This is a genomic window from Sphingomonas sp. CFBP 13714 (assembly GCF_014842205.1).
Classification (GTDB): Bacteria; Pseudomonadota; Alphaproteobacteria; order Sphingomonadales; family Sphingomonadaceae; genus Sphingomonas; species Sphingomonas aerolata.
Window position 1 is genome coordinate 110,319 of record NZ_JACYVG010000007.1, and the last position, 21,389, is coordinate 131,707.

A 21,389-nucleotide genomic window follows, 5' to 3' on the forward strand; every position below is an offset into this window, starting at 1 on the left:
CGTTCCTTGACGCGAGACCGCACGACGCGGCCTGAGCAGGAGCGATAGCATGGGCGGACATCAGGTTCCCGGCATGGGCACGGGCGACGACGGGTATGACGAGGACGGCTATGACGAGAGCCAGCGCGCCGAGATCCTCGAGGCGACGCGCAGCGGCCCGGTCGACGGCGCGATCGTCACCGATCTGAGCCCCGATCTGGGCACGGACGACGACGAGGACGAGCCGATCGACGACATCGACATGGATTCGGAAGCGGTCGGCCAGACCGATTCGACCGTGACGATGGACGAGGATGATATCGACGAGGACGACGTCCAGGACGAGCTCGACGATGGCAGCATCGACGATGACGAGCTGGACGATGCCGACGACGTCGCGCTGAAGCCCTGATCCCTGCGATCCCCCGACGCGCGTGCGGCAGCGATCCCCACACGCGCGTCTCCGCTTCGATGTAGGAGGCGCGCGTGCGTATCGTGATCGCAACCGGCGGCGTGATGCCGATCCTTCTGGGATGCGGCCTGGGCGGCTGCTCGGACCCAAAGCAGCAGCAGCTCGACGTGACCGCGGCGGCGGCGCGCGCGCAACAGAACATCGCGCGTTATGCGGCGGACAGCCGCCCCGGCCGGCATCCCGTCGGCACCACCAAGATCGCGGCGGCGGCGCCCGAGACCCTGCCCGAGGCGGCGGCGGCGGTGGTCCGGCGCTATTACCAGCGGATCGCGGCGCATGATTTTGCCGGGGCGCGCGCGCTCTGGTGTCGCGACGGCGAATCCTCGACGCTCGACCGGGCGGGGTTTGCGAACCGCTTCGCGCGCTACGCACGTTATGATGCGAGCATTGCCGCGCCGGGCAGCGTCGATGCAGGCGCGGGCCAGCTGCACATCTCGGTGCCGGTGCGCGTGACGGGGACGCTGACTGACGGGACGCGCTTTGCCGATGACGGGATGGTTCTGCTGCACCGCGTCAATGACGGGATCGAGACCGCGAGCGCCGAGGCACATCTCTGGCGGATCGAATCCACGTCGGTCGACCCGGTGATCCCGCCACCGCGCGCGCCCGCCAACAGCGCGCCCGGACGCCGCTAAGCCGCTGAAACCCGGCTATCCGTAGCGTCTTGCCGCCGCCCGGGAAAAGCCACGAAGCCGCCATGATGGCCGCGGTTTCGCCTCTGTTCGTTCATCCGACCGTCAGAAACCGTTGCCATCTTGCCACAGCCGGCGATTGTTCCCGAAATCGACGCACGGCGGTGCAACATTTTCGTCATCGACCTGTTTGGAGGGCCTGAGTGTCACGCGCCACGGGTTGTCCGGGGCGGCGGGACCCAGAACGAAACAAGAAGGTCATTCGAATATGCGTAAGCTTTCCATCGCAGTCGCCATCGCAGCAGCCGCCCTCGCCGCTCCGGCGTTCGCGCAGGACATGTCGGCTCCTGCCCCCACCGACAACAGCGCAGCGCCCGGCGAAGCCGCTGCACCGGACGGCTCGAAGGCCTTCGGGATCGAGCCGTATTTCGGCGTCATGGGCGGTTGGGAGCAGTTCGACAACGAAGCCGGCCACGGCATCCCGCAGGCGCTGAACGCCAACGGCACGCTGCGTCGCGGCTACAAGCCCTCGGGTTCGCTCGTTCAGGGCGTCCTGGGCGTCAACGTTCCGCTGGGCCCGGTCTTCGTCGGCGCAGAAGGTAACGTGATCAAGGGCATCGATGGCAACATCGACTGGCAGTATGGCGCAGCAGGCCGTTTCGGTCTCCGCGCTGGCGACAGCGGCCTGATCTACGGCAAGGTCGGCTACCAGTGGGTCAACTTCGACCATTTCTCGGGCCTGTCGAACACGGTTCCCAACACGAACCGCGACTATAGCGCGATCACCTACGGCATCGGCGCCGAAGTCGGTCCGCAGAGCATCGGCCTGAAGGGCATCACCGGCAACGCGGGCTTCCGCATCCGCGCCGAGGTCAACACCTTCGGCGACGCGCAGAGCTTCCGCCCGATGCTGGGTATCGTCACGCACTTCTGAGCCTTGGCTTAGGTACGTGAAATCGGGCGGGGTGCGAGCGATCGCACCCCGCCCTTTTTTGTGTCCGGCGCGGATCGGCCGGGCCGGGTGGAGAGGCGTCGGGCGGTGCCATGACGTCCTCCTGATGTTCCCGATGCGTTCTGGCGCATTTCCGACTCGCTTCGCCGCATGTGAGTCGACGGGCGAGTGACATCGACTCGTGGCCGCGTAGGCGCGAAAGGCGATGGAGTATGTGTTTGATTTTATGCGGTTGCTGAGCGGCAATCGCGGGACGGGTGGCGCCCGTCGTCGGAGCGGTCCGGGTCTCGCGCTACAGCTCCGCCTGGTGTTCTACGGTGTGCTGATCGGGCTGATGGTGCCGACGTTGCGCAAGATCGACTGGTCGCCGCTCGTCCCGCCGGGTCTGAAGGTCGAATGGCCGACCGGATTCGGCGTGACCTGGCCCGCGGGTCAGCTTCACGTGCCGGGCGGCTGGGGGCGGCTGCGCGATACCGCCACCGACGTCGCGCCGTCCGCCGCAGGCCTCGGCAGCGCGGCTGCGACCGCGGCGGCTGCGGCGGCTGGTGCGGCGGGCGGGCTGATCGTCGGGGCCGGGTCTGGGGCTGGTTCTGGCGCTGGGGCCGGCGCGGTGGGGGCGGGGAAGGCGGTGTCGGCGCGCTTCACGATCTGTGGCCGGGCGAAGCGGGTCAACTGCATGGTCGACGGCGACACCTTCTGGATGAACCGCACCAAGATCCGCATCGCCGATATCGACACCCCCGAAACGCACCCGCCGCGCTGCAAGGCGGAAGCGCGCGCGGGCCAGCGCGCGACGCTGCGGATGCAGGCGCTGCTCAATGCCGGGCCGTTCACGCTGACGCGGATCAAGCGCGATGTCGACAAATATGGGCGGAAACTGCGGCTGGTGCAGCGCGACGGGCGGTCGCTGGGCGACACGCTGGTCCGCGAGGGGCTGGCGCGGCGTTATGGCGGGGGCAAGCGGTCGCCCTGGTGCTGAGGGCTTACTGCAAGGCCGAAACGCTGATATGCCGTCGCCATGGCTCCACAGGTCGAGGCGCGGGAAAAGCTGGAAGTCGGTGACGATGGGCCGGTCGGCCGCGGCTATGACGGCTGGAAGCGCGCGAAAGTCGAGCGCGGTCTGGCACAGGCGCGCGATCGGTCCGCGATGATCCCGGCAGATGAAGTGCTACGGGGTTTTCGAATGATCGTTAAAATTAATGTCGCCATTGGACAGCGATACGTGGTCGCTTAGTCGAAAAGGCCCGGACTGGTTGGTTCGTGGATCTCGGGTTTGATCATGGTATCAATGGCGTGATCGTTACGTTTTCGTTCTCGCTCTTCCCAGATTGCTTTAGCTATCGGTAGCGCAGCAGCTTGCGCTTTTACATATAAGTCAGCTTGGTCGCGCATCTCAGAACGAGATAGCAGCGTGTAATCGCCACGCTTTATGACATGCGCAATTCGAGGAGAATCGATTCCGCCGGTATTGCCAAGGAGGAAAACAATTTCTGCCGCAGACCTTCGATAGTCAGCGTGAGAGTAAAGGCCTTCCTCAAGCATCGTCATCCAAAAGCGCATTTGGGCGATATCTAAGGGTAAAGACTTCCAGCCGCACAAGGATACGGGAACTAATTCTCCGTTCTCAAGTATAGTGAAAGTCGGCCGGGTTGGTACTCGTACATCACGCGAAAGGCGATATTCACCGTCAAAATTCTCGACGTTACGTAATCGAGAATAGCCGCGGGTCTCATCATAGTTGAAAAATGCTTCAACGAATGCTGCATTTTGCTGGCGGCCCGCCGGTGACCCAGAGCGAAGGACGGCGTTTTTTGCTGTCTCTAAACTAAGGCCAAATTGCACATGTGTGCTGCATTGTTTTATTGCTGATATGTAATTGAATGGTGGAATGCCGAGTGCGAAATTCACGATAAGTCTTGTGGTCTCGCTCTCGTCACCGATCGAGTTAAGGCGGGCACAATTCTGAGCGCTTGGCGGGCGCAGAATCTTTTTTGCCACTGCATCAAAGTTTAGCATCAGTGCCTCGCCTTCTTATTAAAGTGGCTCATGATCAAATCATTGGATATTTCCATTCCAGGATTCACCCGGTGGTTATGAAACCAAACCTCATGCCAAGGCCCATCAGGAACATGAGAAAGCTCTACAAGTGCGCCAGGCCGAAGTGCTAAATATGAAGCTGCAATTTCTTGTAAAAACTTAGCCTTTTCACTTGAAAAACTATAATTGCATATCTCTTTATCACCAGTTTGGCGATTTATACGCTGAGCCCTGCTTTTTATAGGTCGCTCTTTGTAGTGTTTAAATTCGTGATATATTTCACGAATGACTGGTCCGTAGTCCCAAGCCTCAATCCTGGCATCAATCAAAGGTTTTCCAAAATGGGCTAAATAAGCGCCATGAAGAAAATAGCTTACCTTGTTTAAAACTAAATTTGAGGTGGGGTGCCCAAGAGCATCGCCAACATCGAGAATGAAGTTGGCAACGGCTCTTGGGTCACTCCCTGTTGTCACTCCGCCGCAACCCCAGCCAGCGAGAACATGTCGCCGCCGTCGGCGAGGTCCTCGTTCGCGGCGGGGCCCTTCTTGGCGGTCTGGCGCTTGTCGAAGCTGTCCCAGACGTCGTTCCACTGGCCCTTGGTCGCGGCCTTCGAATATTCGGTGGCGCGCTGTTCGAAGAAGTTGGCGTGCTCGACGCCGTTGAGCATCGGGGCGAGCCAGGGGAGCGGGTGCTCGTCGATCATGTAGATCGGCTTCAGGCCGAGCTGCGTCATGCGCCAGTCGGCGATGAAGCGGATATACTTCTTGATCTCCTTGGGGGTCATGCCGTTGACCGGACCCATTTCGAAGGCGAGATCGATGAAGTTGTCCTCAAGCCGGATCGTCGTCTGGCAGACGTCGGCGATGTCGTCCTTGACCGCCTTGGTCAGGCACTGACGCTCGGCGCAGAAGGTGTGGAACATCTTGATGATGCCCTCGCAGTGCAGGGACTCGTCGCGGATCGACCAGGTGACGATCTGGCCCATGCCCTTCATCTTGTTGAAGCGCGGGAAGTTCATCAGCATCGCGAACGAGGCGAAGAGCTGGACGCCCTCGGTGAAGCCGCCGAACATCGCGAGCGTGCGCGCGATATCCTCGTCATTGTCGACGCCGAAGCTCTGCATGTAATCATGCTTGTCCTTCAGCTCGGCATATTCGAGGAAGGCGCCATATTCGCTCTCGGGCATGCCGATGGTGTCGAGCAGATGGCTGTAGGCGGCGATGTGCACCGTCTCCATGTTGCTGAACGCGGCCAGCATCATCTTGATCTCGGTCGGCTTGAACACGCGGCCGTATTTCTCGTGGTAGCAATCCTGCACCTCGACATCGGCCTGGGTGAAGAAGCGGAAGATCTGCGTCAGCAGGTTGCGCTCGTGGTCGCTGAGCTTCTGCGCCCAGTCGCGGCAATCCTCACCCAGGGGCACTTCCTCGGGGAGCCAGTGGAGCTGCTGCTGGCGCTTCCAGAATTCGAACGCCCAGGGATATTCGAACGGCTTGTACTGCTTGCGGGCTTCGAGGAGGGACATGGGATACTCCGGGACAAATTTGGGAAATTGAGGAAACTGGTGAAGCTAGAAACGGCTTGAACTGGTGATGACGACGACGAGGAACAGCAGCGACGCGATCGGTGCGGCGATCATCAGCACGCGGCCGCGCTGGCGGATCTTGCCGATGTCGAGCGCGCCGGGGTTCCAGCCGGGCGTCGGACCCCAGAAGGTCTCGCCGCGAAAGTCGCCCGACCAGGGATTATGGTCGAGCCGGCTCCAGTGACGGCCGAGGATCATGTTCGCCGCGCAGATGCCGACGACCGCGAGGATCAGGACGAGCGTGTTCACGATTCGAGCGTCCATTGCCACATCGCACCCGCCGACAGCGCGAGCACGATCGCGCCCGAGGTGAGCATGATGCCGATCATCCGGAAGGCATAGACCTGCTTGTCGCTGACATCGGGGCTGCGCAGCCGCAACAGCATCGCGACGCCGATGATCCCGAGCAGGGCCGCGACGACAAACATGATGGCGCTGCCATAGGTCATGCGACCAATGCCCGAGACGCGCGTTCTGCACCCGGACCCACCACAGGAGACGCAAAATGGTCGACGCAACCCAGATCAAGGAACACGCTGAAGTCATCGGCGCGGACGGCGTTCATGTCGGTACCGTCGATCATGTCGACGGCGACCGCATCAAGCTGACCAAGAATGATTCGCCGCAGTCGCAGGACGGGCAGGGCGCCAAGCATCACTACATCTCGCTCGGTCTCGTCGCCGAGATCGAGGGTGACAAGGTCCGCCTGAGCGCGACCGGCGCAAACGCGCTGACGTTCGAAGAGAGCGAGTAACCGCGCGGCGCCCTCTCCCGAGCGGAGGGGGCGCGCCGAGTGCACGACAGGGGCGTTCCGGAGCGATCCGGGGCGCCCTTTCTGCGTCATGCATGCACGGCTGCGGGCCGTGGCACAGGGCACCCGAATTGGGGTGGCGTCGGCCAGTGTCCGCCCGGCGGCAGAGTGCGATTTGCTGCGCATGTCGTCTCCGTCCTAGCTGGGCCCGGCGTCGCCGATGGGCGGCGCTGCGTGACGCCATTTATCTACATGATCGGGCCGGATATCGCTATGCACTTATTTCGATAAGAGCCGCGAATTATCCGACTTGCACCTAGGGATGGTGTGGTCGGGCGCGTTTCGACACCAGATACGGGATCGGGCGTCGGGAGGCGGTCGGGTGGTCGAGACCCCCGCCGGGCCGCGGAATTCCGCGGGTTTCGGGGCCGGACAGGCGTTGTCCGGGCCCCGAAACGACGCGATCAGGCGGCTTCGGGGTCGTCGTCGACCGGGGCCGCGCGACCGGCGGTCGGGAGCAGTGCGGCGAGTGCTGCAATCGCGTCGCCGGTGAAGTGCCGGACCGCGCCCTCGGGCCCGATCTGGAGCGCATGCTCGGGCGTCAGCGTCGCGGCGCGCCGGTGCTCGGGATCGAGCGTGGTCCAGGTGCGGACCGCGGTCTCGAGGCTGGTGACCTCGGCGACGTCGGTGTCGCCGCGGGGTACGTTTTCGAGCGCGGCGCTCATCCGCCAGTCGATGTCGGGCGGCGTCGTGTCGCCCCAATAGGCTTCGGTCATCGTCATACCTCCATCACGCGAGAACCCAATGGAAGCGCCCGGTGGCCGGCGGAGGTTCCGTGCTCAGCCGGCCTCGGTCCGCGCCGCGGCGGTGCGGAGAAGGACATAGCCGAGCGCGCCCGAGGCGAGCGACGCGGCGAGCACCGCGAGCGAGGCCATTTCGGTCCGCTGCGCATCGGGAAAGGCGAGATTGGCGATGAACAGCGAGATGGTGAAGCCGATCCCCGACAAGGCGCCGATCGCGAGCACCATCCGCCAGGTGACCGCGTCGGGCAGTTCGGCGGCGCCCGCCTTGACCGCCAGCCACGTCGCGGTGACGAAACCGAGCGGCTTGCCGAACGCGAGCCCGGCGAACACGCCGATCCCGAGCAGCGATCCCGCGGCGTCGGCGAGCAGGTCGGACGAGAAGTGGATCCGCACCGCCGACAGCGCGAACAGCGGCAGGACGACATAGGACACCCAGGGGTTGAGCATCTGGACGAGACGTTCGGCGGGTTCGTCGGTCGCCTCGGTCATTTCCTGGATATAGCCGAGCTGTTGCTGCGCCTTGCGCTGGATTTCCTCGTTTTCCTCGGGGTCGCCCGACTCCGCCTCGTCGACCGCCTGCTTGAAACGGTCGATCGGGGCCTGAACGCGCTCGGCGAAGCGGCGTTCGGACAGCCGCGACTGGGTCGGCGACAACAGCCCGAGCATCACGCCGGCGATCGTCGCATGGATGCCAGACGCATAGACGCCCGCCCAGACGATCAGCCCGAGCAGCACATAGGGGATGGGCGAGACGAGCTTCAGCCGCAGCAGCACGAAGATCGCGACATAGGCGACCGCCGCGACGACGAGCATCGGCACGACCAGCGTGCCGGTATAGGCGACCGCGATGACGAGCAGCCCGCCGACATCGTCGATCGCGGCAAACGCCAGCAGCACCGCGCGGATCGACACGGGCAGCCGGGTCGCGAACATGCCGATGATCGCGAGCGCGAACGCGGTGTCGGAGGTGATGACGGTGCCCCAGCCGCTCGCGGCTTCTGTGCCGTAGTTGAAGGCGAGATAGACCGCGACGGGAACGAGGATCCCGCCGATCGCGCCGGCGAGCGGAAACATCGCGGTGCGCAGGGTCGACAGCGCGCCCTTGGTGAATTCGCGCTTCACCTCCGCGCCGATGATCAGGAAGAACAGCGGCAACAGCGCCTCGTTCACCCAGTCGGCGAGCGGGTGCGCGGCGCGGAAGCTGCCGAGCCGGATTTCGAGCGTGCTGTCCCACATCGTCTGATAATCATGCGCGATCGGCAGGTTGGTGCAGACCAAGGCGACGATCGTGGCGATGAGCAGCGGCCCGCCGACGACCTGATCGGCGGCGAAGAACGGTGCGAGGCGGTGGAGGAAACCGGCGGCGGCAGGCGAATGATGCGCGCGCGCCGCCAGCTTGCCGGAGAGACGGGGGGTGAGGGCCATGATGTTCCAGGATCGCGTCGGCAGGACGCGCGTGCGGGTATAACGGTGCAGACCGCCTGTCGTATCCCTTGCCGTATCCCTTGGGCGCGTGGGACACTTCTGCCGGCGGACCGACGCCGCCGGGGGTTGCGTCGCGCGTCACCTGCGGTATCGCCGCTGGCAGGAGGCCGCGCGCCATGACGACCATCGGAACCAAGATCGACGAGACGGGGACGCTGATCCGTGACGGCGGTGCGTTCTATCTGCGCCGTGACATGGGCGGGCGCTATGAGCTCGAGCTCCACCGCACGCCGGTCGACCTGGTCGAGAAGCGCGTGCGGCTGGTCGGCACACTGGTCAGCGACGACCTGGTGAATGCGGACGGCGTCTCGCCCGTCTGAAAGCCGGCCCGGGGTGGATCGAGACCGCCCGGATGCTACACCCTCCCCGAATCAGGGGAGTAGTCCATGCATCGTCGTCGGTTTCTAACGAGTGCCGCTGCCGCGTCCGTCATCGGCGCGGTCCCGCTGAAGGGGGCCGCCGCCGCGGGATCGCGCGACGCGGCGCTGCGCACGATGCTCGACCGGTTCTTCTATGCGCGGCTCGACGACTCGCCCGAACAGGCGACGCGGCTGGGGCTCGACACGGGGACGCGCAGCGGCCTGAAGGCGCGGCTCGACGACCAGTCGGCGGCGGGACGCGCGCGCGAGCTGGCGCAGGCGACGAAGGAACTCGCCGAGCTGCGCGCGTTCGGGACGAGCGGGCTGTCGAGCGACGCCGCGCTCGATCACGAGATCGTGACCTATCAGCTGACGCGCGCGGTCGCGGGCGCGAAGCGGTTCACCTATGGCAGCAGCCTCGGGCGGTTCGCGCCCTATGTGCTGAGCCAGCTGACCGGGCCGTATCGCGACGTGCCCGATTTCCTCGAATCGCAGACGCGGGTGCGCGATGCGGGCGAGGCGGATGCGTATCTGCAGCGACTGTCCGCGCTGCCCAAGGCGATCGACGACAGCAGCGAGCAGCAGCGCAGCGACGCGGCGCGCGGCGTGTTCGCGCCCGATTATATCCTCGACACGACGCTGAAACAGCTGGGCAGCGCGATGGAGGGCGCGGCCGCGCAGAGCGTGATGGTGACGAGTTTCGCCACCAAGCTGAAGGCCGCGGGGCTGCCCGACGACCGCGTCGCGCGCGCGACCGCGATCGTCGAGCGCGACGTCCGCCCCGCGCTCGAACGGCAGCGTGCGCTGGTCGCCGAACTGCGCACCAAGGCGGTGCACGATGCGGGCTGCTGGCGGCTGCCCGATGGCGACGCCTATTATGCCGCGGCGGCGGAGGCCGCGACGACGGTGGCGATGAGCGGGGACGAGATCCACCGGCTGGGCCTCGCGCAGGTCGCCGAGATCGGCGCGCGGATCGACGGCATCCTGAAGACGCAGGGGATGACGCAAGGGACCGTCGGCGAGCGGCTGGTGGCGCTCAACAAGCGGCCCGACCAGCTCTATCCCAACACCGATGCGGGCCGTGACGCGCTGCTCGCGCATCTCAACCGGCAGATCGTCGCGATGCAGGCACGGCTGCCCGAGGCGTTCGCGAGCCTGCCCAAGGCGCCGGTCGAGGTGCGCCGCGTGCCGCCGACGATCCAGGCGGGCGCGCCGGGCGGCTATTACCAGAACGCCTCGCTCGACGGGTCGCGGCCGGCGATCTACTATATCAACCTGCGCGACACGTTCGACCGGCCCAAATTCGGGCTCGCCACGCTGACGCATCACGAGGCGGTGCCGGGGCATCATCTCCAGGTCAGCCTCGCGCTCGAAAGCGAGCAGATCCCGCTGATCCGCCGGCGCGGCTTCTTCAGCGGCTATTCGGAGGGCTGGGCGCTCTATGCCGAACAGCTCGCCGACGAAATGGGGATGTACGAGGGCGATCCGCTGGGGCAGGTCGGCTATCTCCAGTCGCTGCTGTTCCGCGCGACGCGGCTGGTGGTCGACAGCGGGATGCACGCGAAACGCTGGAGCCGCGAAAAGGCGACCGATTACCTGATCGCGACGACGGGAATCGCGCGCGGCCGCAGCCAGGGCGAGATCGACCGCTACACCGTCTGGCCGGGCCAGGCGTGCAGCTACAAGATCGGCCACACGGTGTGGACCCGCCTGCGCGACGAGGCGAAGACGCGGCCGGGATATACGCCGAAGGACTTCCATGCGGTGTTGCTGAAGGGGGCGATGCCGCTCGCGATCCTCGAACGCGTGGTGCGCCGGACGGGGGCGGGGGCTTAAGGCCCCCCAGTCCTCCAGCCCGCCGCCCCCCCGCCTACGCGGCCGGACCGCGGTGACTTTTGCAAAAATCCCGCAGCGGAAACTTGTGCGTTGCCGGGGGGTTGTTGGGCGGGGGCTCTCGAACCGGACATGGTCCGGCGCGGCGCCCGGACTGGCCTGGAGAAATGTCGCGTGCGTCAAGAACCGTCATCACCCTCCGACGGGAGCGTCGTATCGACCGGCCTCGACCCGCTGAACTACATCCTCGACGGCGGCTATGCGTATAACCGCGTCCACCTGATCGAGGGTGAGCCGGGGTCGGGCAAGACCACGCTCGGGCTGCAGTTCCTGCTCGCCGGGCGCGATGCGGGCGAGCGGTGCCTGTACATCACGCTGTCGGAAAGCCGTGACGAGCTGCTCCATGTCGCCAGGACGCATGGCTGGGACATGACCGGGGTCGACATCTTCGAGCTGGTGCCGCCCGAGCTCAGCCTCGACGTCGATCGCGAACAATCGATCGTCTATTCGTCCGATCTCGAACTCGGCGAGACGGTCAACATGGTGATGGAGGCGGTGAGCAAGGTCGAGCCGACGCGGATCGTGTTCGACAGCCTGTCCGAGATCCGCCTGCTCGCGCAGGGGCCGCTGCGGTTCCGCCGGCAGCTGCTCGCGCTCAAGCATTATTTCGCGCAGCGTGGCTGCACCGCCTTGTTCCTCGACGATCTGACGCAGACCGAGGACGATCTCAGCCTGCACAGCCTGGCGCACGGCGTCGTTCGGCTCGAACAGATCGCGCTGCCCTATGGATCCGAGCGGCGGCGGCTGCGCGTGTACAAGATGCGCGCGCGCGCGTTTCGCGGCGGCTTCCACGACTTCGTGATCCGGCGCGGCGGGCTGCAGATCTTTCCACGGCTGACCGCGGTCGCGCATCCCGATACCGGTTTCGTCGACCGGCTGGCGTCGAGCGGGATCGAGGAGCTGGACACGCTGTCGGGCGGCGGGCTCGATTACGGGACGACGACACTGATCATCGGGCCGTCGGGATCGGGCAAGACGACGCTGTCGCTGCAATATGTCTTCGCCGCGCTCGAACGCGGGGAAAAGGCGCTGTTCGTCAGCTTCGACGAGACCGAGCGCGTGTTCATGCGCCGCGCGGCGGGGATGGACCTCGACCTCAGCGACCATGTCGCGGCGGGGCGGCTGTGTTTCCGCCAGGTCGATCCGGGCGAATTGTCGCCAGGCGAGCTGACCGGGATCATCCGCGACCAGGTCGAGCGGGTCGGCGCGACGGTGGTCGTGCTCGACTCGCTGTCGGGCTATCAGCTCGCCATGCCCGAGGAGCAGCACATGCTGCTGCAGATGCACGAGGTCGTGACCTATCTGAACCAGCAGGGCGTGCTGGGGCTGCTGGTGCTGACGCAGACCGGGATGATCGGGACGATGCAGTCGCCGGTCGACCTGACCTATCTGGCGGATTCGGTGATGCTGCTCAGGTTCTTCGAGGCGGATGGCGCGATCCGGCGGGTGATGTCGTTCCTGAAACGCCGCATGGGTCCGCATGAGGGGACCTTGCGCGAGTTCCGGATCGACAGCGGCGGGATCCGCGTCGGCCCGCAGCTGACCGGGTTTCGCGGCGTGCTGACCGGGACACCCGAATATGGGGGCAGCGCCGCCCTGCTGACGAACCGTGACGAATCCTGACCGACCGGCGATGATGACCGACGATTTCCTGGTGGTCGCGCCGACCGGCCGCGACGCCGATGTGACCGCGCAGGTGCTGCGCTCCGCCGATATCGCCGCGGTGCCGGATGCCGACGGGACCGCGCTGTTCGCGGCGATCGCGGGGGGCACGCATGCCGGCGCGATCCTGACCGACGACGCGCTGTCGCGGCTCGACCAGGAACGGCTGCTCGCGGCGATCGCGGCGCAGGCGCCCTGGTCCGACTTTCCGTTCATCCTGCTGAGCAAGCGCGGCGAGCCGCGGCGCGGCGCGCGCGAGGTCGAGGCGGTCGCCAACGTCACGCTGCTCGAACGCCCGCTGCATCCCGCGTCGCTGGTCAGCGCGGCGCGCGCGGCACTGCGCGCGCGACAACGCCAGCGGCTCGCGGCACGGCATTTCGAGGACCGCGAAAAGGCACGCGCCGAGCTGCGCGATCTGGCCGACACGCTGGAGGCGAAGGTCGAGGCGCGGACGCGCGAACTGGCGGCGGCGAACGACCGGCTGACCGCGGAAATCGCCGAGCGCGAGCGGGCCGAGGCGCGGCTGGTGCAGGCGCAGAAGATGGAAGCGATCGGCCAGCTGACCGGGGGCATCGCGCATGATTTCAACAATCTGCTGACTGCGGTGATCGGCTCGCTCGACCTGTTGCTGCGGCGGACCGATGACGAGAAGATCCGGCGGCTGGCGAGCATGGCGTTGCAGGCGGGTGAGCGCGGCGCGACGCTGACCGCGCAGCTCCTGTCCTTTTCGCGGCGCCAGCATCTGTCGCCGGTGCCGGTCGAGCCCAATCAGGTCGTCGCGTCGATGGCGGACCTGCTCGCGCGGTCGATCGGGGCGGCGGTGACGGTCGAGCTCGATCTGGCGGACGATGTCTGGCGCGCAATGGTCGATCCGACGCAGCTCGAGGTCGTGCTGCTCAACCTGGCGATCAACGCGCGCGACGCGATGCCGTCGGGCGGGGTGGTGCGGATCGCGACGCGCAACCTGGCCGCGGTGCCCGACGCGCTGACCGCCGAGCTGAACCCGGGCGCCTATGTCGCGATCGAGGTCGCCGATACCGGTGCGGGGATGACGCCCGCGGTGCTGGCGCGCGCGTTCGAGCCGTTCTTCACCACCAAGGGGCAGGGCAAGGGCACGGGCCTTGGGCTCGCGCAGGTCTACGGCTTTGCCCGTCAGTCGGGCGGCACGGTCCGGATCGTCAGCGCGGAGAACGAGGGGACGGTGATCACCTTGTACCTGCCGCGGACGACCGAGGTCGCGGACCCGGTCGCGATCGAGCGGCTGGCCCAGGCGACCGGGTCGCGGCAGCGGATCCTGGTGGTCGACGACGACAATGACGTCCGCGGGGTCGCGGCGCAGATGATCGAGGAGATCGGCTATCAGGTGGTCGCGGCGGCGAGCGGGTCCGAGGCGCTGACCGAATTCGGGCGCGCGTCGTTCGACCTGGTGCTGACCGACGTGGTGATGCCGGGCATGTCGGGCGTCGACCTGGCGCGGCGGATTCGCGCAGTCGCGCCCGCCATGCCGCTGCTGTTCGCGAGCGGCTATGCCGATGTCGCGACGTTCGGCGACGAGCTGGCGGCGGAGACGGTGCTTAAGAAACCCTATCGCATCGGCGAGGTCGCGGCGCGGATCGGCGACGCACTGTCGGCGGAGTCGACACAGTAGCGCAGGTGACGGACATTGCAGCGTTTCGCGGTGGCGGTGCGGTGTATAGGATGGGGTTAAGGCCCGTGCGTGTACGGTGATCAGGGACGCAGGATTTCGGACCCGGGGTGGGGGCAAGGTGGGGCAGCGTGACTGAGCGGCATGGATTCCTGGGCGACGGACCGCTCGCGGCGCTGATCGCTGCGTTCGACTGGTCGGCGACCCCGCTCGGCCCGATCGAGGGCTGGCCGCCGCATCTGCGGACTGTGGTGTCGATCCTGTTGCGCGCGCCGGTGCCGATGGCGCTGCTGTGGGGCGAGGAGGGGATCCTGCTCTACAATGCGCGCTATGCGACGATCGCGCAGGACAAGCACCCCGCGATCCTCGGCATGCCGGTGCGCGAGGCCTGGACGGAGGCGGCGGCGTTCAACGACGGCGTGGTGCGCGCCGGGATGGCCGGCAAGACGCGGAGCTATGCGCGGCAGGAGCTGACGCTGTACCGCCACGGCGAGGCCGAGACGGTGTTCCTCGACCTCAATTATTCGCCCGTGCTCGATGCGGACGGGGTGCCCGCGGGCGTGCTGGCGGTGGTGATCGAGACGACCGACGCGGTGCTCGCCGAGCGCAGCCTGCGCTGGGAGACGCACAGCCTGGAAACGCTGAACGTCACCGGTGCGGCGCTGGTCGCCGAGCTCGAGCTTGAACCGCTGATCCAGATGGTCACCGATGCGGGGGTCAAGCTGACCGGGGCGGAGTTCGGCGCCTATTTCCACAACCTGATGGACGAGACCGGCGAGCGGCTGCATCTGTTCACGCTGGCCGGGGCGGAGCGTGCGGCGTTCGAAAAGCTCGGCCGGCCGCGCGCGACCGCGGTGTTCGGACCGACCTTCCGCAACGAGGGCGTGATCCGCTCGGACGATATCCGCACCGACCCGCGCTACGGCAAGAGCGCGCCGCATTACGGGATGCCGCGCGGGCATCTGCCGGTGCGCAGCTATCTGTCGGTGCCGGTCACGTCGCGCACCGGGGTGGTGCTGGGCGGGCTGCTGTTCGGCCATTCCGAGCCCGGCCGTTTCGGCGAACGGCACGAGCGGCTGCTGGTCGGCGTCGCGGCGCAGGCGGCGATCGCGATCGACAATGCGCAATTGTTCAAGGCGGTGCAGGAGGTCAACGACACGCTCGAACAGCGCGTGGCCGAGCGGACCGCGGAGCTGACCCAGGCGCACGAGGCGCTGCGCCAGGCGCAGAAGATGGAGACGCTGGGCCAGCTGACCGGGGGTATCGCGCATGATTTCAACAATCTGCTGACGGTGATCCGCGGATCGACCGACCTGTTGCGGCGTCCCGACCTGAGCGCGGATCGGCGCGACCGCTACATCACCGCGATCGCGGACACCGCCGACCGCGCGACCAAGCTGACCAACCAGCTGCTCGCCTTTGCCCGGCGATCGTCGCTGACCCCCGAGGTGCTCGACGTCCGCGCCGTCGTCAGCGGGATGACCGACATGCTGGCGACGCTGTCGGGATCGTTCATCGACATCGCGCTGAGCCTGCCCGACACGCCGTGCCTGACGCATGCGGATGCGAGCCAGCTCGAGACCGCGATCGTCAACCTGGCGGTCAATGCGCGCGACGCGATGGCGGGGCGCGGCGCGCTGAGGATCGTGGTCGGGCGCGCGGCGCGGATCCCGGCGGTGCGCGGCCATGTCGCGCGCGACGGGGATTTCGTGACGATCGGCGTGCGCGACACGGGCAGCGGGATCGACCCGGCGCATATCGAGCATATCTTCGAGCCGTTCTTCACGTCGAAGGCGATCGGCCACGGCACCGGGCTGGGGCTGTCGCAGGTGTTCGGGTTCGTGAAGCAGTCGGGCGGGGAGGTGATCGTCGAGAGCACGCCGGGCGCTGGCGCGACGTTCACGTTGTACCTGCCGCATGATCCGACCGGCGTGCCGGCGGGGGGCGGCATCGCGGCGGAGGCGCGCGGCGACGGGCCGTCGCTGCGGATCCTGGTGGTCGAGGACAATGCCGCGGTCGGCGACTTCGCAATGTCCGCGCTCGCCGATCTGGGGCACGCGATCGTGTTCGCGCGCGATGCCGAGGAGGCGCTGACGATCCTGGCGCGGGAGGTGGACGCGTTCGACGTGATGTTCTCCGACGTGGTGATGCCGGGGATGAACGGCGTCGCGCTGGCGCAATATGTCCGCCGGGACTTTCCCGCGATGCGCGTGCTGCTGACCAGCGGCTATAGCGACGTGATTTCGAAGGACGGCGCGCAGGGCTTTGCGCTGTTGCACAAACCTTATTCGATGGCGGAGCTCGCGCGGGCGCTGCACGCGGTGATGGAGGCGGACCGGCCGCTGGCGGCGGGCGCGTTCTAGAGCGCGGCGCTGTCGGTGAGGCGGTGGACGTCGCCGAGCAGCCGGTCGAAATAGTCGGTGCGCGGCGCGTCGAAGGTGACGATGTAGAGCAGCCCGGCGACGATCGCCGCGCGCGCCTCGCCCCGGCGGGGCAGGTCGTCGGCGTCGACATAGGCATAGCCGAAGCGGATGCCGGCATGGCCGAGAAACGGGTCGGGCGCCGCGGTGGTGAGCCTGAAATCCGCGATCCCGCCCGCGCTGCGATAGGTCGATTCGAGCAGTTCGGGGATTTCGGCGAGCAGCATCGCGTCGCTGTAGCGGGGGAGCGTCTTGCGCCGCCGGGGTTCGCGCAGCAGCGCCTCACCGGGTGCGATCCCGCCGAACCAGGTGACCGCATTGAGCCGCTCGCCGTCGAGCGTCCAGACCTCCGCCTTGCGGCCCGGTCGGGCGGAGAGCTGGTTCCAGTCGCGCGGCGGGGTGACGGTCATCGTCCGGGCGACGCGGACCGGCTTGCCCTGCGCGCGATAGGCGTTGGCGTCGGCGGGCGCGGGCAGGAGCATGAGGAGGGCGGGGAGCAGCGGGTAGCGCATCAGCGGTCCTCCGGGGCGGCGATCAGGGCCGCGATCATGGTCGCATCGCCGGCGGCGGGGTCGAGCGCGAGATAGCGGCGTAGTGCCGCCTGTCCCTCCGCAAGGCGGCCGGTCCGGACCAGTGCGAGCCCCAATCCGCGCTGTGCGGCGGCGAGGCCCGGGTCGAGCACGGTGGCTTGCGCGTAGAAGTGCGCGGCGTTGACGAGGTCGCGGGGGTTGCCGCGGGCGCGGTACAGGTCGCCGCGTGCGCGCCACAGTGCCGCGGTCCAGCCGCGCGCGGCACAGGCGGCGATCAGATAGGCGCTGGCGCCGAAGTCGTTGAGCTTGATCTGGTCGTCGAGGAACAGCGGCAGCCATGGCGCGAGTGCTTCGGCATGGCGGTCGGCGCCGTCGTCGCGGTCCGCCGCGTCGGGCAAAGCGAGCGCGGTCAGCGTGGCGGCGCGTTCGGCCTCGGGCGGATGCGAGGCGTAGAAGCCGATGCGGTCGAGCCGCGGGCGGTGCGCGCCGCGCGCGACCGCGGAGGCCCCGGCCTCGGCGATCGCGTTCTGCCACAACTGCGCGGCGGCCTGCGGGCGGAGGTGGCTGGCGTTGAGATAGCCAATCCCGAGCCGGTCGGCCTCGCGCTCCTGATCGCGCGAGAAGCGGTAGAGCGCGCCATAGACCGATCGGCCGAGCGTGGCGAAGCGGCGGCGCAGATCGGCATCGGGGGCCATCGCCGCGAGCACCGCGCCCCAGCCGAGCAGGTCGGATCCGGTACGCTGCGCCCGGAACTGCGCAAGCGTGTGGCGGCGTTCGAAATGGCCGAATTCATGTCCGAGTACCGCGCCGAGCGCCGCCTCGCTGCGGGCGCGGAGCAGCAGGCCGCTGAACACGCGCATCGTCCCGTTCGCCGCCATGCTCGCGTTGAACAAAGGCACGCGCAGGACATAGACGCGCACGCTGGCGCAGCGCGCCGCGCCGACCGTGTCGCAGAGCGCGCGGCGGACATAGGCGTTAAGCGCGGCGTCGCGGATCAGCAGCGGCGACGACGCGAGTTGCCGTTCGTCCTCGTCCGCCTCGGCCCAGGCGCCGATCTCGTCGACGCCGCGCGGTTGATAGGCGCCGGCATAGGGGGGCGGGGCGGGGGCGGTGGCCGCAAGCAGGGCGAGGGCGAACGCGGTGACGGTCATCGGGGGGCGGGGGTGCTGCCGGGGAAATCGGCGAGCAGCTGCTGGACGCGGCGGGCGGCGCCTTCCGGGGTGCGCAGGTCGCCGCCCATCGCGCGGTCGGCGTTGAGCCAGAGCAGGTCGCCGGTCCGCAGATCGACCAGCCCGGCATAGCCCGCATGTTCGCCCGCGCTGAGCGGGATGCCTGGCCCCAGCATCGCGACGATCTGCAGCAGCTTGCGCCCGGTCGAGCCATAGGCGTCGCTGGTGCTGAGGAAGAGCGCGTAATCGGCGTCGCGCGCGCCGGGCAGCCGCGCGATGCCGGGCCCGAGCGTCCAGTCGAACCGTCCGGCCTGTGTCGCCCGTTTCTTGGTCGGCAGCCGGTCGCCGGCGAAGAATTGATAGCGGATCACTGATTGCGAGACCGCGGCGAACAGCGCGGCATAGTCCGCCATCAGCTGCGCCGCATCGCCGTCCGCTATGGGTGCGGGGATCACGCGGTTGCCGAGCGCCTGTTGCTGCGCGGCGAGTGCGGTTTCGATGTTGCGGCGGGCCTGGTCGGTCCAGTCGCCATTGGGTTCGAACATCCCGCCGGTCGAGCGCGCGCCGACGCGGATGCTGGGGCGGACCAGGAGGATGGTCCTGCCGCTGCCGGCGGGCAGTGTGAAGCCGGTCTTCTGCGCGCTTCTCTGGCGGGCGGCGGCGGGTGGCGCGGGCGTGAGGGCCAGCAGCATGATCGCCAGACGCGTCGCGAGCCTTGTCCCCATCGACGCCCCCCAGCGCGCTGTCCCGGCGACCGGGCTAGGCCGCGCGCACGGGGGCGACAAGCTGCAGACCGGCCCGCTTTGGACCTAGCCCGCGCGCGCACGAAAAAGCCTGTCGCGCTAGCGGCGCGACAGGCTGTTCGATCAGGCGGCGGGCGGGCCCGCCACGGTGATGGGTCGGGGGCTTACTGGCAGGCGAGGCACTCGTCATAATCCTTCGACTCGACGTCGATCTGACGCAGGTCGATGGTGTTGTCCGCCTCGACCCCGCCCGCGAAGCCGGCGCGCTGCACCGACTTGGAGCGGAGATAGTAGAGCGACTTGATGCCGAGCTCCCAGGCGCGGAAGTGGAGCATCAGCAGGTCCCACTTTTCCACGTCCGCGGGGATGAACAGGTTCAGCGACTGCGCCTGGTCGATGTATGGCGTGCGGTCCGCGGCGAGTTCGAGCAGCCAGCGCTGGTCGATCTCGAACGACGTCTTGTAGCAGTCCTTTTCCTCGGTCGAGAGGAAGTCGAGATGCTGGACCGAACCGCCCTGTTCGAGGATCGAGTTCCACACCGCGTCCGAGTTCTTCGACTTTTCGGCGAGCATCTTCTCGAGATACGGGTTCTTGATCGAGAAGCTGCCCGAGAGCGTCTTGTGCGTGTAGATGTTCGCCGGGATCGGCTCGATGCAGGCCGACGTGCCGCCGCAGATGATGCTGATCGACGCGGTCGGTGCGATCGCCATCTTGCAGCTGAACCGCTCCATCGCGCCGACATCGGCGGCGTCGGGGCAGGGCCCGCGCTCGATCGCGAGCTGCATCGAAGCTTCGTTGGCCTGCGCGTTGATATGCTTGAACATCCGCAGATTCCACGACTTGGCCATCGCGCCTTCGAACGGGATGCCGCGTGCCTGAAGGAAGCTGTGGAAGCCCATGACGCCAAGGCCGACCGAGCGCTCGCGGCCCGCCGAATAGGCGGCGCGTTCCATGCCAGGCTCGTGGCGGTCGATATAATCCTGCAGCACGTTGTCGAGGAAGCGCATCACGTCCTCGATCAGGCCCTTCTCGTCCTTCCACTGATCCCAGGTTTCGAGGTTCAGCGACGACAGGCAGCAGACCGCGGTCCGCTCGTTGCCGAGATGATCCTTGCCGGTCGGCAGCGTGATTTCCGAGCACAGGTTCGAGGTCGAGACCTTGAGGCCCAGTTCGCGGTGATGCTTGGGCATCGCCTTGTTCACGTGATCGGCAAAGACGATGTAGGGCTCGCCGGTCTGGAGACGCGTCTCGACGAGCTTCTGGAACAGCGAGCGCGCGTCGACGGTGGCGCGGATCGCCTGATCCTTCGGTGAGCGGAGATGCCATTCCTCGCCGTTGCGCACCGCCTCCATGAAGGCGTCGGTGATCAGCACGCCGTGGTGGAGGTTCAGCGCCTTGCGGTTGAAATCGCCCGAGGGTTTGCGGATCTCGAGGAATTCCTCGATCTCGGGATGCGAGACGTCGAGATAGACGGCCGCCGAACCGCGGCGCAGCGAGCCCTGCGAGATGGCGAGGGTGAGCGAATCCATGACGCGGACGAACGGGATGATGCCGCTGGTCTTGCCGTTGAGGCCGACCGGCTCGCCGATGCCGCGGACATTGCCCCAGTAGGTGCCGATGCCGCCGCCGCGCGAGGCGAGCCAGACATTCTCGTTCCAGGTGTCGACGATGCCGCCGAGGCTGTCGGGGACCGAGTTGAGATAGCAGGAGATCGGCAGGCCGCGACCGGTGCCGCCGTTCGAGAGAACGGGGGTGGCGGGCATGAACCAGAGCTTCGAGATCGCGTCGTAGAGACGCTGTGCGTGGCCGGCGTCATCGGCGTACGCAGAGGCGACGCGGACGAACAGGTCCTGATAGCTCTCGCCCGGGAGCAGATAGCGGTCCTTCAGCGTCTCCTTGCCGAATTCGGTCAGCAGCGCGTCGCGGCTGTGATCGACCTCGACCGGGTAGATCTGCGCGCGCACGGAATGGCTGTCCTGCGCCTGACGCGGCGCCTTGGGGGCCTCTGCTGCGGGCGTGTCGAGGGTCTGTTCGATGGTGTCGGTCGTCATGTCGCTATCCCGGCTGCTGTCTCTGAAATCCAAAAGACCGCTCCTAAAATTCTGTAATCGTTCGAATCGGGAGCATATCCCATGCTATCATCAGGCAGATCAAAAGAGGAACAAAAACTGATCGGCAGCGCGTGGTCACGCCTGTCGACAATCAGGAGTGGCAGCCCGAGGGGCGCACCATGTTCTACCAGAGATAGGGCCTGCCGCTGTAAGTAGCCCCC

General features: G+C 67.0%; 22 protein-coding genes. 11 read left to right on the forward strand and 11 right to left on the reverse strand.

Annotation, left to right across the window (positions count from 1 at the left end):
- The first annotated feature begins 49 nt into the window (after positions 1-49).
- From IFT54_RS16065 to IFT54_RS16085, 5 genes are all read left to right on the forward strand, one after another.
- Positions 50-391: a hypothetical protein gene (locus tag IFT54_RS16065; RefSeq protein WP_037530490.1), complete on the forward strand. Its 342-nt coding sequence runs from the start codon at positions 50-52 to the stop codon at positions 389-391.
- Positions 392-465: 74 nt separating this feature from the next.
- Positions 466-1,086, forward strand: coding sequence for a hypothetical protein (locus IFT54_RS16070; RefSeq protein WP_192071362.1), 621 nt, complete (start codon positions 466-468; stop codon positions 1,084-1,086).
- Positions 1,087-1,351: 265 nt separating this feature from the next.
- Positions 1,352-2,017 (forward strand): hypothetical protein, encoded by a 666-nt coding sequence (locus IFT54_RS16075; RefSeq protein WP_056409088.1) that lies wholly within the window; start codon positions 1,352-1,354, stop codon positions 2,015-2,017.
- 232 nt (positions 2,018-2,249) lie between these two features.
- Entirely contained in the window at positions 2,250-3,014 is a 765-nt protein-coding gene (locus tag IFT54_RS16080) for a thermonuclease family protein (protein WP_342354851.1), read from the forward strand.
- A 39-nt stretch (positions 3,015-3,053) separates the two neighbouring features.
- Positions 3,054-3,269 (forward strand): hypothetical protein, encoded by a 216-nt coding sequence (locus IFT54_RS16085; protein WP_192071363.1) that lies wholly within the window; start codon positions 3,054-3,056, stop codon positions 3,267-3,269.
- On the opposite strand, the gene IFT54_RS16090 is transcribed toward IFT54_RS16085, so the two are convergent.
- Genes IFT54_RS16090 through IFT54_RS16110 form a run of 5 tightly spaced genes read right to left on the reverse strand, consistent with a single transcriptional unit; the run spans position 3,266 to position 6,106 of the window.
- Positions 3,266-4,051, reverse strand: a complete 786-nt coding sequence (locus IFT54_RS16090; protein ID WP_192071364.1) for a hypothetical protein — start codon at positions 4,049-4,051, stop codon at positions 3,266-3,268. The two genes, IFT54_RS16085 and IFT54_RS16090, sit on opposite strands and share 4 nt — an antisense overlap.
- Positions 4,051-4,545: a type II toxin-antitoxin system antitoxin SocA domain-containing protein gene (locus IFT54_RS20780; protein WP_192071365.1), complete on the reverse strand. Its 495-nt coding sequence runs from the start codon at positions 4,543-4,545 to the stop codon at positions 4,051-4,053. The genes IFT54_RS16090 and IFT54_RS20780 overlap by 1 nt, the downstream gene beginning before the upstream one ends.
- Complete coding sequence (locus IFT54_RS16100) at positions 4,542-5,597, reverse strand: ribonucleotide-diphosphate reductase subunit beta (protein ID WP_056409090.1); 1,056 nt, start codon at positions 5,595-5,597, stop codon at positions 4,542-4,544. The genes IFT54_RS20780 and IFT54_RS16100 overlap by 4 nt, the downstream gene beginning before the upstream one ends.
- 45 nt (positions 5,598-5,642) lie before the next feature.
- Positions 5,643-5,906 carry a hypothetical protein gene (locus IFT54_RS16105; RefSeq protein WP_031396613.1) on the reverse strand — a complete coding sequence of 88 codons (264 nt, stop codon included), beginning with the start codon at positions 5,904-5,906 and terminating at the stop codon, positions 5,643-5,645.
- A complete protein-coding gene (locus IFT54_RS16110) occupies positions 5,903-6,106 on the reverse strand; it encodes a hypothetical protein (protein ID WP_031396614.1) in 204 nt (67 codons plus the stop codon). The genes IFT54_RS16105 and IFT54_RS16110 overlap by 4 nt, the downstream gene beginning before the upstream one ends.
- A 56-nt stretch (positions 6,107-6,162) precedes the next feature.
- On the opposite strand from IFT54_RS16110, the gene IFT54_RS16115 reads away from it, so the two are divergent.
- Complete coding sequence (locus IFT54_RS16115) at positions 6,163-6,411, forward strand: DUF2171 domain-containing protein (RefSeq protein ID WP_031396615.1); 249 nt, start codon at positions 6,163-6,165, stop codon at positions 6,409-6,411.
- A 461-nt stretch (positions 6,412-6,872) separates the two neighbouring features.
- On the opposite strand, the gene IFT54_RS16120 is transcribed toward IFT54_RS16115, so the two are convergent.
- Both IFT54_RS16120 and nhaA read right to left on the reverse strand, forming a co-directional pair.
- Complete coding sequence (locus IFT54_RS16120) at positions 6,873-7,184, reverse strand: hypothetical protein (RefSeq protein WP_192071366.1); 312 nt, start codon at positions 7,182-7,184, stop codon at positions 6,873-6,875.
- A gap of 63 nt (positions 7,185-7,247) precedes the next feature.
- On the reverse strand, positions 7,248-8,636 hold the full coding sequence (nhaA, locus tag IFT54_RS16125; RefSeq protein ID WP_192071367.1) for a Na+/H+ antiporter NhaA: 1,389 nt from the start codon (positions 8,634-8,636) through the stop codon (positions 7,248-7,250).
- 176 nt (positions 8,637-8,812) lie between these two features.
- Between nhaA and IFT54_RS16130 the strand changes: the two genes are divergently transcribed.
- The 5 genes from IFT54_RS16130 to IFT54_RS16150 all read left to right on the forward strand — a co-directional run bounded on the left by IFT54_RS16130 (position 8,813) and on the right by IFT54_RS16150 (position 16,618).
- Positions 8,813-9,016, forward strand: coding sequence for a DUF5818 domain-containing protein (locus IFT54_RS16130; protein WP_192071368.1), 204 nt, complete (start codon positions 8,813-8,815; stop codon positions 9,014-9,016).
- A gap of 66 nt (positions 9,017-9,082) precedes the next feature.
- A complete protein-coding gene (locus IFT54_RS16135) occupies positions 9,083-10,891 on the forward strand; it encodes a DUF885 domain-containing protein (protein ID WP_192071369.1) in 1,809 nt (602 codons plus the stop codon).
- 171 nt (positions 10,892-11,062) lie between these two features.
- Positions 11,063-12,571: an ATPase domain-containing protein gene (locus IFT54_RS16140; protein WP_056680741.1), complete on the forward strand. Its 1,509-nt coding sequence runs from the start codon at positions 11,063-11,065 to the stop codon at positions 12,569-12,571.
- Positions 12,572-12,581: 10 nt separating this feature from the next.
- Positions 12,582-14,258: a response regulator gene (locus tag IFT54_RS16145; protein ID WP_192071370.1), complete on the forward strand. Its 1,677-nt coding sequence runs from the start codon at positions 12,582-12,584 to the stop codon at positions 14,256-14,258.
- A 128-nt stretch (positions 14,259-14,386) separates the two neighbouring features.
- Positions 14,387-16,618, forward strand: coding sequence for an ATP-binding protein (locus IFT54_RS16150; protein WP_192071371.1), 2,232 nt, complete (start codon positions 14,387-14,389; stop codon positions 16,616-16,618).
- Here IFT54_RS16150 and IFT54_RS16155 read toward each other — a convergent pair.
- The 4 genes from IFT54_RS16155 to IFT54_RS16170 all read right to left on the reverse strand — a co-directional run bounded on the left by IFT54_RS16155 (position 16,615) and on the right by IFT54_RS16170 (position 21,168).
- Entirely contained in the window at positions 16,615-17,187 is a 573-nt protein-coding gene (locus tag IFT54_RS16155) for a hypothetical protein (RefSeq protein ID WP_192071372.1), read from the reverse strand. The two genes, IFT54_RS16150 and IFT54_RS16155, sit on opposite strands and share 4 nt — an antisense overlap.
- The gene (locus IFT54_RS16160) at positions 17,187-18,356 is read right to left on the reverse strand and encodes a M48 family metallopeptidase (RefSeq protein WP_192071373.1); all 1,170 of its coding nucleotides are present in this window, start codon (positions 18,354-18,356) and stop codon (positions 17,187-17,189) included. Before IFT54_RS16160 ends, IFT54_RS16155 begins: the two co-directional genes overlap by 1 nt.
- Positions 18,353-19,099 carry a hypothetical protein gene (locus IFT54_RS16165; protein ID WP_192071374.1) on the reverse strand — a complete coding sequence of 249 codons (747 nt, stop codon included), beginning with the start codon at positions 19,097-19,099 and terminating at the stop codon, positions 18,353-18,355. Before IFT54_RS16165 ends, IFT54_RS16160 begins: the two co-directional genes overlap by 4 nt.
- Before the next feature lie 182 nt (positions 19,100-19,281).
- Positions 19,282-21,168 carry a ribonucleoside-diphosphate reductase subunit alpha gene (locus IFT54_RS16170; protein WP_409349135.1) on the reverse strand — a complete coding sequence of 629 codons (1,887 nt, stop codon included), beginning with the start codon at positions 21,166-21,168 and terminating at the stop codon, positions 19,282-19,284.
- Positions 21,169-21,389: the final 221 nt, after the last annotated feature.

Excerpts from the sequence above, each read along its gene's own strand:
- IFT54_RS16065 (WP_037530490.1), top strand. The coding sequence starts at position 50 with ATGGGCGGACATCAGGTTCCCGGCATGGGCACGGGCGACGACGGGTAT.
- IFT54_RS16075 (WP_056409088.1), top strand. The coding sequence starts at position 1,352 with ATGCGTAAGCTTTCCATCGCAGTCGCCATCGCAGCAGCCGCCCTCGCC.
- IFT54_RS16085 (WP_192071363.1), top strand. The coding sequence starts at position 3,054 with ATGGCTCCACAGGTCGAGGCGCGGGAAAAGCTGGAAGTCGGTGACGAT.
- IFT54_RS16090 (WP_192071364.1), bottom strand. The coding sequence starts at position 4,051 with ATGCTAAACTTTGATGCAGTGGCAAAAAAGATTCTGCGCCCGCCAAGC.
- IFT54_RS16100 (WP_056409090.1), bottom strand. The coding sequence starts at position 5,597 with ATGTCCCTCCTCGAAGCCCGCAAGCAGTACAAGCCGTTCGAATATCCC.
- IFT54_RS16110 (WP_031396614.1), bottom strand. The coding sequence starts at position 6,106 with ATGACCTATGGCAGCGCCATCATGTTTGTCGTCGCGGCCCTGCTCGGG.
- IFT54_RS16115 (WP_031396615.1), top strand. The coding sequence starts at position 6,163 with ATGGTCGACGCAACCCAGATCAAGGAACACGCTGAAGTCATCGGCGCG.
- IFT54_RS16120 (WP_192071366.1), bottom strand. The coding sequence starts at position 7,184 with ATGACCGAAGCCTATTGGGGCGACACGACGCCGCCCGACATCGACTGG.
- nhaA (WP_192071367.1), bottom strand. The coding sequence starts at position 8,636 with ATGGCCCTCACCCCCCGTCTCTCCGGCAAGCTGGCGGCGCGCGCGCAT.
- IFT54_RS16130 (WP_192071368.1), top strand. The coding sequence starts at position 8,813 with ATGACGACCATCGGAACCAAGATCGACGAGACGGGGACGCTGATCCGT.
- IFT54_RS16135 (WP_192071369.1), top strand. The coding sequence starts at position 9,083 with ATGCATCGTCGTCGGTTTCTAACGAGTGCCGCTGCCGCGTCCGTCATC.
- IFT54_RS16145 (WP_192071370.1), top strand. The coding sequence starts at position 12,582 with ATGATGACCGACGATTTCCTGGTGGTCGCGCCGACCGGCCGCGACGCC.
- IFT54_RS16155 (WP_192071372.1), bottom strand. The coding sequence starts at position 17,187 with ATGCGCTACCCGCTGCTCCCCGCCCTCCTCATGCTCCTGCCCGCGCCC.
- IFT54_RS16160 (WP_192071373.1), bottom strand. The coding sequence starts at position 18,356 with ATGACCGTCACCGCGTTCGCCCTCGCCCTGCTTGCGGCCACCGCCCCC.
- IFT54_RS16165 (WP_192071374.1), bottom strand. The coding sequence starts at position 19,099 with ATGGGGACAAGGCTCGCGACGCGTCTGGCGATCATGCTGCTGGCCCTC.
- IFT54_RS16170 (WP_409349135.1), bottom strand. The coding sequence starts at position 21,168 with ATGACGACCGACACCATCGAACAGACCCTCGACACGCCCGCAGCAGAG.